Raw genomic sequence first — 14,074 nt, 5'->3', positions numbered from 1 at the left:
ACTCATTCCTCAACAAACAAATAACCACGACCACGTAAGGTTTTAATGCGTGGCTTTCCTTCTGAGAGTGGTGGTAATTTTTTACGTAAGTTTGAAACGTGCATATCAATAGCGCGATCAAAGGGTGCTAGGCGTTTACCAAGCACTTCTAGGCTGAGTTCTTCTTTAGAGATGATCTCTCCTGGTTTTTGAATAAATTGAGACAATAACCCAAACTCAGTACCGGTTAAGTCCAGTAATTCACCATGATTATAGGCTTCTTGTTTGCCTATAAATATCTCAATGCCTTGATATTTAATGCTGCTGCTGTTGGTCTCTTTGGTTTTATTTTGTGTACGACGTAAAATAGCGCGAATACGAGCCAGTAGTTCTCTATCACTAAAAGGTTTTGGTAGGTAATCATCGGCACCAAGTTCTAAACCAATAACACGATCAATTTCTTCTCCTTTTGCTGTAAGCATTAATACCGGAGTTTCATTGGTCTCTCGTAATTTACGAAGCATGTCCATGCCATTCATTTTTGGCATCATGATATCAAGTAGGATCAAGTCTAAATCATTAGTGATCGCTTCAAGGCCTTCAATGCCATTATTTGCTTCCGTAACCTGATAACCTTCTAAACTTAGGATGTCTTTTAGTAGCGCGGTTAGCTCAATATCGTCATCAACTAATAAAATCTTTGCCATTTTTATTCACCTACATAAATAGTTTCTGAGTGTAGTATCGCCAAATAAATGAAGGAATACCAACCTTCAAAATAACCTTTACGTTGCTTTACGCACAAAATACACTCATTTACGTTGACTGAGCTATTCTTACTCCATACCAAGCAGCAGCAAGCTGATTTTTGATTGAAACCCATTTTCTGTAACGGAGATAACACAATGAACATGATGAAAAAAATGATTTTAGGCGCAGTTGTTCTTCCTCTTTCTTTTGCTTCTGCATCGGCATTTGCTTTTGGTGGTGGCCATCACGAAGGTGGAATGAAAGGCGGTGAAGGCATGCACGGTGGTAAGTGTATGATGAAAGCAAATAAGAAGGCGTTTAAAGATTTAGATCTTACTGATGCACAAGAAGATAAATTTGATGAAATGCGTGACGCTCGTAAAGCTGAAATGAAAGCGAAGAAAGGCCAAAAACGTCAGCCAACGGCTGAAATGAAAGCCGATCATGAAGCGATGCAAAACTTAATGTTAGCGGATAATTTTGATGAGCAGGCAGTACGTGATTTAGCTGAAAAAATGTCACAGCGTCAAATCGATCGCCGTGTTGAAATGATGAAAAAACGTCATGAAATGATGAATATTCTAACGCCAGAGCAAAAAGCAGAATTTAAAGCAAATCAAGATAAGTACATTGCTGATTGCGCTAAATAAACGCAATTATCTCTAGAAAATGAAAACGGGCCTTTATGATAAATAAAGGCCCGTTTTTTGTTTAGACCTGTTTTGTTGTAAATATATTAATAAATGGAATAACTATCTTGAGCGTAACCCTTTATACTAAAGTTTGATTTTTAGGTAGATGGATTAAACATGACTCAACGATACGCGTCTTTAGTGACTACGGCTGCATGGCTTGCAACCATTGTTGCGACAATTTTAATGCTATTTAAATTAGGAACTTGGTGGGTGACAGGTTCAGTCAGTTTATTGGCTTCGTTAGTTGACTCTTTACTTGATATGGGCGCATCTATCACTAACCTTTTAGTCGTCCGTTACGCATTACAACCTGCTGATGAGGAGCACCGTTTTGGGCATGGTAAGGCGGAGTCGCTAGCGGCGTTAGCTCAGGCAATGTTTATTTCTGGTTCTGCTTGCTTCTTATTATTGAATGGGGTTGAGCGTTTTTTCCGTCCTCAAGATGTTATTGCTCCTGAGTTAGGGGTGTATGTCAGTGGGTTTGCTATTGTGTTAACTCTTGGCCTTGTTATGTTCCAGCAATGGGTAGTTAAACAGACGGGAAGTCAGGCTATTGCTGCGGATTCATTACATTACAAAACCGATTTATTCATGAATGCCGCTATTATGTTAGCACTTGCATTAAGTTGGTATGGTTGGCATCAAGCTGATGCTATTTTTGCCTTAGTCATTGGTGTGTATATTTTAATTAGCGCATTTAAAATGGCGTATGAGGCGATTCAACTATTACTTGATAGACAGCTGCCACAAGAAGAGTTGGATCAGATAAGAGAGGCGTGTTGTCGAGTCGAAGGGGTTAAAGGCATTCATGATTTACGAACGCGTTTAGCCGGCCCAACCCGATTTATTCAACTGCATTTAGAGTTGCCAGATCATATGCCATTAGTTGAAGCACATCGTATAGCGGATAAAGTTGAAGACGAACTTTTAACAGTATTTCCACATTCTGATATTATAATTCATCAAGACCCACTTTCAGTTGTGCTAGACTCAGACAGAGAGCAGAGTCAGTTTAGTTAGTGAGTACGTAGTATTATTAGCAATAATTGTTTTTTCGTAACAGAAAAATGAAACAGTCGTGATTGATTCTGATGTGAATCAACGAACTTTTTCAGTAAACTGGTAATACTCTTACATAAGAAAAAAAATTACAGATTATTAATGGTGAGTAGATTAGGGAGTTTACTTGCTGTATTAGAAATTGAAATTGAAATTCCCAACCATATTAGAGGGTAACCATGGTCAAGAAGATTGGTGTTTTAACAAGTGGTGGCGATGCGCCGGGTATGAATGCGGCAGTTCGTGGTGTTGTTCGTACAGCATTGACGGAAGGCCTAGAAGTATTTGGTATTCATGATGGCTACTTAGGTCTTGTTGAAGATCGTATCGAGAAATTAGAGCGCCATAGCGTATCTGATATGATCAACCGCGGCGGTACATTTTTAGGTTCAGCACGTTTTCCTGAGTTTAAAGAAGTTGCTGTTCGTGAAAAAGCGATCGAGAACCTTAAAAAACACGATATCGATGCATTAATTGTTATCGGTGGTGACGGTTCTTACATGGGCGCTAAGAAGCTAACTGAGATGGGTTACCCATGTATCGGTCTGCCTGGCACAATCGATAATGATATCGCGGGTACTGACTACACTATTGGTTACCTAACGGCGTTAAACACAGTTATTGATGCGATTGACCGCTTACGTGATACGTCTTCTTCTCACCAACGTATCTCTATTGTAGAAGTTATGGGCCGTCACTGTGGTGATTTAACATTAATGGCTGCAATTGCTGGTGGTTGTGAATACGTTATTACTCCAGAAACTGGTCTAAATAAAGACGCGTTAATTCAGAACATTCAAGATGGCATTGCGAAAGGCAAAAAGCACGCAATCATCGCTATCACTGAGTTAATGACTGATGTTAATAGTTTAGCAAAAGAAATCGAAGCTGAAACAGGTCGTGAAACTCGTGCAACTGTTCTTGGTCACATTCAGCGTGGCGGCCAACCTGGCGCATTTGACCGTATCCTAGCGTCTCGTATGGGTAACTTCGGTGTTAAATTGTTGATTGATGGTCACGGTGGTCGTTGTGTTGGTATTCAGAATGAGCAACTAGTTCATCACGATATCATCGATGCAATTGAAAACATGCGTCGCCCAGAAAAAATTGAGCTATACAAAGTAGCTGAAGAGTTATTCTAATTTAGAATTAAACGTTAGAGATAAAAAACCGAAGCATTCGCTTCGGTTTTTTTATATCTGAATACTTATGATTCAAAGGAATTATGTTAATGGAATTACTCTAAATATAAATCGAGAGGTGTTTTACTTTTTCTACCACCAATTTCTCTGGCAAGTGTCGGAACAAGATAACCAGAAACATTTTCAATTAACTCCCCCATTAATTGCTTTGCTTTTTCATCAGAAACAAAGAAATGAGCAGCACCTTGCACCTTATCTAATACATGAAGGTAATAGGGTAAAATGCCCGCATCAAATAATGCCTCACTTAAATCAGTCAGTGCCTCTGTTGTATCATTCACATCTTTAAGTAATACACTTTGATTTAATAGCGTGACGTTTGATTGTTTTAATTGAGTCATTTTATTTACTAACTCAAAGTTAATTTCGTTAGCATGGTTAATATGAGTCACTAGAATGATTTGTAAGCGTGTTTGTTTAAATAGCTGACACAACGTATCAGTAATACGGTTTGGTATTACTACCGGTAAGCGAGAGTGGATACGAAGGCGCTTGATGTGCGGAATCGCTTCAATATGTTCAATTAACCATGTCAGTTCATGATCTTTTGCCATTAAAGGATCACCACCAGAAAAAATGACTTCATTTACTTCAGGATGATTTGCAATGTAATCGATGGACTCTTGCCAAATAGCCTTACTGCCTTTGTTATCTTGATATGGGAAATGACGGCGGAAGCAATAACGACAATTCACGGCACAACCTCCCTTTACAATCAACAGAACTCGGTTTTTGTATTTATGCAGTAAACCCGGTTGTTCGTTGTCTTGTTCCTCTAAAGGATCGTTCGAATATCCTTCATGTACCTCGAATTCTTGATCTAAAGGCAATACTTGGCGTAATAAAGGATCAAAAGGGTTGCCAAATTCCATTCTATCGACAAAACTTGTCGGCACACGTAACGCAAATAACTTTTTCGCTTCTAGACCTTTCTCCCATGAAGAGCTATCAATACCTAGTGTTGAGAGTAACTGATGAGGGTCAGAGATCGCATTAGCTAGTTCTTTGAGCCAGTTTTGCTCAACAGGAGCGTCATTTCGGGTTATTATGTGTGACATTATTTATAACTCAACGATGTTAAGAGGAAATCATGGCGTCAGTAAGTACCAATGAATTCAAAGGCGGTTTGAAATTTATGCTAGATAATGAGCCATGCTCAATTATCGAGAACGAATATGTGAAACCTGGTAAAGGCCAAGCATTCAACCGTGTAAAACTTCGTAAATTGCTTTCTGGTAAGACACTAGAAAAAACATTTAAATCAGGTGAAAGCTTTGAGCTTGCTGATGTAGTCGATGTAGATCTAGACTACCTATACAGCGACGGTGAATTCTACCACTTCATGAATAGCGTAAGCTTTGAGCAAATCGCCGCTGATGTTAAATCAGTAGGTGACGCTGCTAAATGGTTAGTAGAAAACGACACTTGTACACTGACTCTTTGGAATGATAATCCAATTACAGTAACACCGCCAAATTTTGTTGAGATCGAAGTAACTGAAACCGACCCTGGTCTGAAAGGTGATACTCAAGGTACTGGTGGTAAACCAGCAACGCTTTCTACTGGTGCAGTAGTTCGTGTTCCACTATTCATCGCTATCGGCGAAGTAGTTAAAGTTGATACGCGTACTGGCGAATATGTTGGTCGTGTGAAGTAATTTCGATTTATATCGAGAATAGCTTTATATAAGAGGTCACTTCGGTGGCCTTTTTTATTATCTATACTATTAGATAATTAATGGGAATGGGTATCGTAGATACAAAAAAGGTTGGCATCAAGCCAACCTTTTTTTGTATCTAAATGATGATTAGATCATGAAGATAAACACAACAGATAATACAGTTGCTAGAGCAGCCGCTGCGTAACATGCGATTTTACCCGCAGTACCTGTGTGGAATTTTAGGTCGTGCATACCATGATGTAAACGGTGCATCGCATGCCACATAGGCATAGAGATAGAACCGATAACAAATAATGCACCAATGATGCTAGTAACAAAACCAGCAACACGTAGGTAGTTCATTGATTCAGGACCAATCACACCTAGTGGAACTAAAATACCAAGAACTAAGATAGTTACTGGTGTTAGCATTGCAAACCAAGTACCACCGGCACCGAATAAGCCCCACCATACTGGTTCGTCAGAACGCTTTGGATTAAGATTTACCACAATAATTCTCCTTAAACGATAACCAATACAAGTAGTGTGATTGCAGCAACTGCTGCCCATTGTGCAAGAACAACGACTTTCTTATCCAGTGTTTTACCACCAAGACGAATAGGCATTACTTGCGGCATCATGCTAAAGAATGTTTGAGCATGGAATAAGCTACCCGCTAAAGCAACAATGTTCAGAGCAACCACAATAGGGTTTGCCATGAAATCTAACCAAGAAGCCCAAGCAAGTGGACCTTTCACTAAACTACCTAAGCCAACAAGCAGACAGATAGTAAAGAAAATTAGCGGTAAAATTGTTGCTTCACGAACCATGTAGAAGCGGTAGAAAGGGTGATCTTTCCACCAAGTACGTGTCATTTCGCGAACGTAAGGTTTACGGTTGCTCATCCTTATGCCTCCTGTGGTTTAAGCATTGCGATAACAAAGTCTTGAGACGATGCGATCTTACCTTGGTTAACTGCTGCTGCAGGGTCAACGTGTTTTGGACATACTTCAGAACAGTAACCTACAAACGTACAACCCCATGCGCCGTTGTCGCCATTGATTAGCTTCATACGCTCAGCAGAACCGTTATCACGGCTATCAAGATTGTAACGGTGTGCCAGTGTTAGTGCTGCAGGACCGATGAATTCAGGGTTTAGACCGAATTGAGGACACGCTGCATAACATAGACCACAGTTGATACAACCAGCGAACTGCTTGTATTTTGCCATTTGCTCAGGAGTCTGAGTGTTAGGACCTTGATCTGGAGTACGGTCGTTACCAAGAATATAAGGCTTGATTGCTTCTAGACGTTCGATGAACGGCGTCATATCAACAATTAAGTCTTTCTCGATAGGGAAGTTTGCTAATGGTTCTAGTGTTAAACCATTTGGGTAATCACGTAAGAACGCTTTACAAGCAAGCTTAGGTACGTTGTTTACCATCATGCCACAAGAGCCACAGATCGCCATACGACAAGACCAACGGTAAGATAGGTTTTTGTCTAGGTTATCTTTGATGTAACCAATTGCATCAAGAACAGAAGTTGTGTCATCACAAGGTACGTCGAACGCTTGTAGATAAGGTTTCTCATCTACCATAGGGTCGTAACGCATAATGCTTACTTTTTGAACTCTCTTACCAGCTGTCATTATGCTTGCTCCTCTGCGATCTTAGCTGCTTCAGCTTCTGCCGCTGCTGCTTTTTCTGCTGCTTCACCGTATAGGCGAGCTTTTGGTTGAGATTTGGTGATAGTTACATCGCTGTATTTAATTGTCGGCGCTGCATCTTTGTTGTAATACGCTAATGAGTGTTTTAGGAAGTTCACATCATCACGTTCTGTACAACCTTCATCTAGACGTTGGTGTGCACCACGAGACTCTTTACGTAGAATCGCAGAGTGAGCCATTGTTTCAGCAACTTCAAGGCCGTAACCTACTTCAATAGCGTATAATAGGTCAGTGTTGAACACTTTGCCTTTATCTTTGATGCTGATGTTTTTATAACGTTTTTTCAGTTCAGCCAGTTTCTCAATCGTATCTTGCATCTCGTGCTCTTTACGATAGATACCACAACCCGCTTCCATTGAATGGCCCATTTCCGTACGGATATCAGACCAGTTTTCATCGCCTTCTTGAGCTAGTAATGCATCAATACGGCCTTGTACTTCTTCAATTTGTGCTTTGATAGCATCGTCATTCCAAGTTGTGAATTCAGCAGCACGCTCAGCGGCTTTTTCACCTGCAAGGCGACCAAATACAACTAACTCAGCAAGTGAGTTTGAACCCAGACGGTTTGCACCGTGAAGACCAACAGAAGAACATTCACCAACAGCAAATAGACCTTTGATGTTTGTTTCGTTGTTCTTATCCGTTTCAATACCACCCATGGTGTAGTGAACAGTAGGACGAATTGGAATTGGCTCTTTTGCTGGATCAACGTTAACGTAGGCTTTTGAAAGCTCACAGATAAACGGTAGACGTTCATTTAGGTACTCTTCACCTAGGTGACGAAGATCCAAATGCACTACATCACCAAGAGGGTGTTTGATAGTGTTGCCTTTTTGTTGTTCGTGCCAGAACGCTTGAGAAACTTTGTCACGAGGACCCAGCTCCATGTACTTGTTCTTAGGCTCACCAACAGGAGTCTCAGGACCCATGCCGTAATCTTGTAGATAACGGTAACCATTTTTGTTTACGATGATACCGCCTTCACCACGACAACCTTCAGTCATCAGGATGCCTGTGCCAGGTAGGCCCGTTGGGTGGTATTGAACAAATTCCATATCACGCAGTGGAACACCGTGACGGAATGCCATAGCCATACCATCACCAGTAACGATACCGCCATTGGTATTACAGTGGTAAACACGACCTGCGCCACCCGTTGCAAGAACAACAGATTTTGCTTTAATACAAATAAGTTCGCCTTCAGCCATATGAATAGCAATCAGACCTTGAACTTGACCATCTTCAACTAAAATATCAACAACAAAGTACTCATCAAAACGGTTGATTTGAGGGTATTTCATTGAAGTTTGGAATAGGGTGTGAAGCATATGGAAGCCAGTCTTATCGGCAGCAAACCATGTACGCTCAACTTTCATACCACCAAAACGACGAACGTTTACTTCGCCATTTTCTTTACGGCTCCAAGGACAACCCCATTGTTCTAATTGAGTCATCTCGCGGTATGCATTTTTTACAAAGTATTCAACAACATCCTGTTCACACAGCCAATCACCACCGCCAACAGTATCGTTGAAGTGATTGTCTAGTGTATCTTCTTCCTTGGTCACGGCTGCTGACCCACCTTCCGCGGCAACAGTGTGCGAACGCATTGGGTAAACTTTTGAGATTAGAGCAATTTCTAGCTCTGGGTTCGCTTCTGCTGCTGCAATGGCAGTACGTAGACCTGCACCGCCCGCGCCGATCACTGCAATATCTGTGGTTATCGTTTTCACAGTTATTCTCCGGGATAAAAGATAAAAAATTAAATTAACCACCTAAATGTGATTAATTATGAGAATCTAGCCTGCTCGTGTGACAAATAAAGAGCAAATAAAACTTAAAAATTCTGATGCCTATTCTATGTGAGCTTTTGTAATAAAAATTGATATGGATAAAGTTTTGTCGTGCAAGTACCACTAATGGGGTGGTTTGTTGTAAATAATGTGATCTCCGTCAACTAGTTAAAGCTGTTAATATTCGCTGCTATTTGTAGTTAAGTTGTTGCTTTGTAAGTGATAATGATTCTTATCGGTCTCGTATCCCCTTGATGGGTAAGGGTATTTATAAAGTTAAAAAATAGGTAACCTTAAAGTGGGTTATCAGGTATCATTTTGGATAAGTTTTTCTAATGTATAAGATTATGACTAGTCAAAATTGGATGCCAAGTGCATCAATTGAGCAATTACAGCAACGTGCTGAGATTATGACTTCTATTCGTTTGTTCTTTTCTGAGCGAAAAGTGATGGAAGTAGATACCCCTGCAATGAGTCATGCCACTGTTACAGATGTGCATCTTCATACCTTTCAAACTGATTTTGTTGGACCTGGCTATGCCGATGGCGCGCATTTGTATTTTATGACTAGCCCTGAATTTCATATGAAGCGATTATTAGCGGCTGGCAGTGGTGCGATTTACCAAATTAATAAAGCATTTCGTAATGAAGAAGCCGGGCGTTTCCATAACCCTGAATTTACGATGTTGGAATGGTATCGCCCAAGCTTTGATCATCATCAGCTAATGGATGAAATGAATGAGCTTCTGATGTTGGTGTTAAAGTGTCATGATTCAGAGCGTATGACATATCAGGAAGCCTTTATTAAAGTGCTTGGTATTTGCCCTTTAGAATCATCTATGGATGAATTAAGAGCGGTTGCCGCTCCTCTAGGCTTATCAGATATTGCGGATATTGAAGAAGATAGAGATACATTACTGCAGCTGCTATTTAGCATGGGGGTTGAAGAGAAAATAGGCTTAGAGGTTCCTGCTTTTGTTTATGACTTCCCAGCCTCTCAAGCTGCACTTGCTAAGATTAATCCTACGGATCAGAGAGTGGCTGAACGTTTTGAGGTGTACTTTAAAGGCATTGAACTAGCGAATGGTTTCCATGAATTGGATAATGCAAAAGAACAACTTGCTCGTTTTGAAGAAGACAATGCGAAACGTAAATCGATGGGATTAATTGAACAACCCATTGACTATCATTTGATTGCGGCACTAGAAGCAGGCCTTCCTGATTGTGCTGGTGTTGCTCTAGGTATCGATCGTCTTATTATGTTGGCTATGGGAGAAAAGCACATCGATCAAGTGATGGCTTTTCCTTTTGATAGAGCCTAGTTATTTTTACGTTCAATTAGCTAACGATTAATCCAGTACCAATGACCGCTAAAAAAGCACCTAACCAAGCAAAACGGTTTGGTGCTTTTTTTGTGTATAGCCACAATAAAGGTAAGATCATGATTGGTGTGGTTGAAGAAAGCAGGGCTACCATACCTACATTGCCTTTTTGTAGAGCATATAAAATTAACGTCATACCGACAGTCATAGCAAGAAACCCATTCAATGCGACAATACCTAAAATACGTGCATTAATTGGCGTAATTGGTCGTGCCAGAGGGAAATTAGTCATTCTTAGTAAACTATGAGCACCAAATGCTGACGCCATTCGAATCGCTGATGCAGCAATCGGATCAGCACTGGTTAACATCACCGGTTTTGCTATTACCCCTCCAAGCGCTTGGCAAAAAGCAGCAAGTAACCCTAGAAATATGGCTATCCAAATATTGCCTTTGACTTCATCCCATGTCCCTTGATTGTCTGTTTTTTTACCAAAGAAAATCGCAATTGAGACGCCAGAGAAAACTGAAATAGCACCAACTAGCTCCCAACCTTGTAAGGTTTCATTAAATAGCCAGTAACCAAGGATAGCTGAAAATAGAGCATGGCATGAGAAGAGTAACCCAGCTTGTCTAGGTCCCATGCGATTGAAGCAGGCAAATAAGGCCGTATCTCCAATGAAAATGCCTATCAAACCAGAAAGCATCATTGGATAAAGGTGAGAAGAATCAATAGAGAGCCAGCCGCCTGTAAACCAAGCGAGAGTGGAGAGCATTATTGTTACGCAGCCCATACGCCAGCGGCTATAAGCGAATGCACCAAGGTGGCGAGCAGGAGCGACAGATATCATACTTGATAGTGCCCATAAACAAGCGGCACCAAGCGCTAACCATTCATATCCCATTGTCATTCCATTGATTATTACTAGTCATGAGTTTTAGATTATCTGAACTTAAAAAAATAGCGAACACAAGGTTCGCTATTTTTGCTTTATTTTAAGTAAATTACTTATTTTGCAATATGTGCAAATGGAGTGCCCATACGAGTTGGAACGCCATTTTCCATTGATGCATCAAACTTAATTGAGTTAGGTGCAAATAAGTTAATAACTGTTGAACCTAATTTAAAGCGACCCATCTCTTCACCTTTCTTAAAGCAAATCATATCGTCGCCAGAAAGTGGGTAATGCCATGTTTTAACTGCAGGACCTGTCGGTGGTGTTACCGTCTCTGCCCATGTTGTTTCAATGCTACCAACGATGGTTGCACCAACAAGAACTTGAGCCATAGGGCCAAACTCAGTATCAAAAATACACACTACACGCTCATTACGAGCAAATAGATTTGGTACGTTTTCTGCGGTTAATGGGTTTACAGAGAAAAGATCACCAGGAACGTAAATCATTTTACGTAGTGTTGCATCACAAGGCATGTGAACACGGTGGTAGTCACTTGGTGATAAATACAGAGTTGCAAATTCGCCACCCATAAATTCTTCAGCAAGATCAGCGTCGCCACCTAATAGCTCTTGAGCTGAATATACATGACCTTTAGCTTGAACTAATTGACCATCTGTAATTGGGCCAAATTGACTTACACACGCGTCCGCTGGATGAGAAATAACGCTTGCGTCTTCATCAATTGGGCGAGCGCCATCTTCTAATTCACGAACAAAGAAGTTATTGAACGTAGAGTACGCTTTAGGATCTGGGTTTTTAGCTTCGTTCATGTCAACTTTGTATTGTTTAATGAACCACTTAATTACCGCTGTTGTTAACCAACCCATTTTTGCTGATGCTAATTTGCCAGCCAAACGAGTAAGTGCATGTTTTGGGGTTAAATATTGTAACCCAATTTTTAAATTATCTGACACGTTATTTGCCTACTAGTGATCACTTAATGTGGATATTACCACATCTTTACTTTGTTTATTAATCGGCTTTTTTGCCGCGAGAGAATTGGCGATTGGCTTTGTTCTCAGACATACTTTCAATAATTCGATGGTAGCTTTCGAAGCGCAGTTTGGAAATTTTTCCGTTAGCTACCGCTTCTTGAAGAATACAGCCTGGATCATCTTTATGTTTACAGTCTCTAAACTTACAGCCACCAATAAAGCCTTTGAACTCAACGAAAGACGCTGTGACTTCTTCTTTCTCTAGGTGCCATAAGCCAAATTCACGAACCCCAGGAGAATCGATAAGATCACCACCATGAGGGAAATGATATAAACGAGCTGCGGTTGTTGTGTGTTGGCCAAGACCTGAGTTTTCAGAAACTGCGCCTTCAATGATTTCAAGTTCAGGCATTAATGCATTCACTAAGCTTGATTTACCAACGCCTGACTGACCAACAAAGATATTAATATGATCGCGTAGCTCAGCTTCAAGTTCTTCTACGCCATAGCCTGATTCTTTACTTACGTATTTTACTTTATAGCCAATATCTTCATATAGACTAAGAAGTTGCTTAACATCAGTAAATTCTTTTTCAGAAAGTAAATCGACTTTGTTTAGTACGATTAGCGGCTTTATATGCAATGTTTCTGACGCAATAAGGTAACGGTCAATAATGTTTAATGACAGTTCAGGAAGAATAGAAGAAACAATGACCATTTGGTCAACATTTGCTGCAACGGGTTTAATACCGTCATAATAATCTGGACGAGTGAGTATTGATGTGCGTGGCTTAACGGCTTCAACAACACCAGAGATCCCTGCAAGTACTTCGGTACCTGGACGCCAAATAACACGATCGCCTGAGACTAAGCTTTCAATACCTCGACGTAAATTACAACGATGTATCTCTTTGCTTTCTGGATCTTCGATATCCGCATGTTGACCAAAGCGAGTAATTACTAACCCTTCTTTAGCTGCTTCTAACGAGGATTCATCCCACTCGATAGTGGTTTTTATTTTTTCTATACGTTTGCTTTGATTAGAACGTACTCGGCGTACTTGGCCTTTAGTTAGCTTTTTTTTCTTTGCCACGAAATTATTTCACTTGTAAGGTTGGCTTTCAGTTTTATGTTGAAAGATAAATCGGCCCGAGTATCATACCCTTTTTAGTTACAAAATAGGCAATTCTCTATGGCAATTAATGATCAAAACCTGATTTGGGTTGATTTGGAGATGACAGGGCTGGATCCTGAAACACATAAAATCATCGAAATCGCATCCATTGTAACTGATGCTCAGCTAAATATTTTAGCAGAAGGGCCTGTTATTGCTATTCATCAGCCAGAAGAAGAATTGGCTAAGATGGATGACTGGTGCACAAATACACATACTAACAGTGGATTAGTCGCTCGTGTAGAAGCAAGTAAATATAATGAAGCGGCAGCGATTGAAGAGACGATTGCTTTCCTTGAACAATGGGTACCAAAAGGTGTGTCACCAATTTGTGGTAACAGTATCGGACAAGATCGTCGTTTCTTATACAAACATATGCCTAAGCTGGAAGAGTATTTTCATTACCGTTATGTGGATGTAAGTACAATTAAAGAGTTAACTCGCCGTTGGAAGCCTGAAGTATTAGACGGTTTTGAAAAGTCAGGTACTCATTTAGCATTGGATGATATTAGAGAGTCGATCGCTGAATTGAAGTATTATCGTCAAAATATTTTTACAATTTAATTTCATCTGATGAATTGTTGAGCTAAAAATGATGGATTTTAAAGAAAACTCGCGTTTTTTTTAAAATCCGCTTGCATCATCACATTTTACTCGTATAATTCGCAGCCTCTGAACGAGGAGCTACTCCTTATCAGAATGCGACACTAGCTCAGCTGGTAGAGCGCAACCTTGCCAAGGTTGAGGTCACGAGTTCGAACCTCGTGTGTCGCTCCAATTTAAATCTTCTTGTTCAACTTTTTGAATGATAAGATAAA

Annotated in this window: 15 protein-coding genes and 1 tRNA gene; 7 read left to right on the top strand and 9 right to left on the bottom strand. The window is 40.3% G+C overall.

The annotated features are described in order from the left end of the window. Positions 1-2 precede the first annotated feature (2 nt). Positions 3-686: a response regulator gene (locus tag PVK70_RS13190; RefSeq protein WP_130048546.1), complete on the bottom strand. Its 684-nt coding sequence runs from the start codon at positions 684-686 to the stop codon at positions 3-5. Between the two features lie 198 nt (positions 687-884). Between PVK70_RS13190 and PVK70_RS13185 the strand changes: the two genes are divergently transcribed. The 3 genes from PVK70_RS13185 to pfkA all read left to right on the top strand — a co-directional run bounded on the left by PVK70_RS13185 (position 885) and on the right by pfkA (position 3,625). Further along, on the top strand, positions 885-1,379 hold the full coding sequence (locus PVK70_RS13185; RefSeq protein ID WP_130048547.1) for a CpxP family protein: 495 nt from the start codon (positions 885-887) through the stop codon (positions 1,377-1,379). A gap of 159 nt (positions 1,380-1,538) precedes the next feature. Continuing rightward, entirely contained in the window at positions 1,539-2,444 is a 906-nt protein-coding gene (fieF, locus tag PVK70_RS13180; protein ID WP_130048548.1) for a CDF family cation-efflux transporter FieF, read from the top strand. Between the two features lie 218 nt (positions 2,445-2,662). Beyond that, entirely contained in the window at positions 2,663-3,625 is a 963-nt protein-coding gene (gene pfkA, locus PVK70_RS13175) for a 6-phosphofructokinase (protein ID WP_130048549.1), read from the top strand. Between the two features lie 95 nt (positions 3,626-3,720). Here the strand turns inward: pfkA and epmB are convergent, their stop codons facing one another. Continuing rightward, complete coding sequence (epmB, locus tag PVK70_RS13170; RefSeq protein ID WP_130048550.1) at positions 3,721-4,743, bottom strand: EF-P beta-lysylation protein EpmB; 1,023 nt, start codon at positions 4,741-4,743, stop codon at positions 3,721-3,723. Between the two features lie 32 nt (positions 4,744-4,775). On the opposite strand from epmB, the gene efp reads away from it, so the two are divergent. After that, positions 4,776-5,342, top strand: a complete 567-nt coding sequence (efp, locus tag PVK70_RS13165; RefSeq protein WP_130048551.1) for an elongation factor P — start codon at positions 4,776-4,778, stop codon at positions 5,340-5,342. Positions 5,343-5,492: 150 nt separating this feature from the next. On the opposite strand, the gene frdD is transcribed toward efp, so the two are convergent. Genes frdD through frdA form a run of 4 tightly spaced genes read right to left on the bottom strand, consistent with a single transcriptional unit; the run spans position 5,493 to position 8,807 of the window. Then, complete coding sequence (frdD, locus tag PVK70_RS13160) at positions 5,493-5,855, bottom strand: fumarate reductase subunit FrdD (RefSeq protein WP_165367201.1); 363 nt, start codon at positions 5,853-5,855, stop codon at positions 5,493-5,495. Positions 5,856-5,866: 11 nt separating this feature from the next. Further along, on the bottom strand, positions 5,867-6,250 hold the full coding sequence (frdC, locus tag PVK70_RS13155; RefSeq protein ID WP_012551226.1) for a fumarate reductase subunit FrdC: 384 nt from the start codon (positions 6,248-6,250) through the stop codon (positions 5,867-5,869). A 2-nt stretch (positions 6,251-6,252) separates the two neighbouring features. Then, positions 6,253-6,996, bottom strand: a complete 744-nt coding sequence (locus PVK70_RS13150; protein WP_130043849.1) for a succinate dehydrogenase/fumarate reductase iron-sulfur subunit — start codon at positions 6,994-6,996, stop codon at positions 6,253-6,255. Beyond that, on the bottom strand, positions 6,996-8,807 hold the full coding sequence (frdA, locus tag PVK70_RS13145; protein WP_130043850.1) for a fumarate reductase (quinol) flavoprotein subunit: 1,812 nt from the start codon (positions 8,805-8,807) through the stop codon (positions 6,996-6,998). The genes PVK70_RS13150 and frdA overlap by 1 nt, the downstream gene beginning before the upstream one ends. Positions 8,808-9,214: 407 nt before the next feature. Here frdA and epmA point away from each other — a divergent pair, with 407 nt between their 5' ends. Continuing rightward, positions 9,215-10,189, top strand: a complete 975-nt coding sequence (gene epmA / locus PVK70_RS13140) for an elongation factor P--(R)-beta-lysine ligase (RefSeq protein WP_207216414.1) — start codon at positions 9,215-9,217, stop codon at positions 10,187-10,189. 16 nt (positions 10,190-10,205) lie between these two features. On the opposite strand, the gene PVK70_RS13135 is transcribed toward epmA, so the two are convergent. The 3 genes from PVK70_RS13135 to rsgA all read right to left on the bottom strand — a co-directional run bounded on the left by PVK70_RS13135 (position 10,206) and on the right by rsgA (position 13,175). After that, complete coding sequence (locus tag PVK70_RS13135; RefSeq protein ID WP_130048554.1) at positions 10,206-11,093, bottom strand: DMT family transporter; 888 nt, start codon at positions 11,091-11,093, stop codon at positions 10,206-10,208. A gap of 104 nt (positions 11,094-11,197) precedes the next feature. Continuing rightward, a complete protein-coding gene (gene asd / locus PVK70_RS13130) occupies positions 11,198-12,061 on the bottom strand; it encodes an archaetidylserine decarboxylase (RefSeq protein ID WP_130048555.1) in 864 nt (287 codons plus the stop codon). A 58-nt stretch (positions 12,062-12,119) separates the two neighbouring features. Then, positions 12,120-13,175, bottom strand: a complete 1,056-nt coding sequence (rsgA, locus tag PVK70_RS13125) for a small ribosomal subunit biogenesis GTPase RsgA (RefSeq protein WP_130043855.1) — start codon at positions 13,173-13,175, stop codon at positions 12,120-12,122. 99 nt (positions 13,176-13,274) lie between these two features. Here rsgA and orn point away from each other — a divergent pair, with 99 nt between their 5' ends. Beyond that, positions 13,275-13,820, top strand: a complete 546-nt coding sequence (gene orn / locus PVK70_RS13120) for an oligoribonuclease (protein WP_130043856.1) — start codon at positions 13,275-13,277, stop codon at positions 13,818-13,820. 137 nt (positions 13,821-13,957) lie between these two features. After that, a tRNA-Gly gene (locus PVK70_RS13115) sits at positions 13,958-14,033 on the top strand. The last annotated feature ends 41 nt before the right edge of the window (positions 14,034-14,074 follow it).

It is taken from the genome of Aliivibrio sp. A6, assembly GCF_028765505.1.
In the GTDB taxonomy this organism is placed as follows: domain Bacteria; phylum Pseudomonadota; class Gammaproteobacteria; order Enterobacterales; family Vibrionaceae; genus Aliivibrio; species Aliivibrio finisterrensis_A.
Note: the sequence above shows the minus strand (reverse complement) of the source record. Positions and strands in the feature narration are given on the sequence as shown.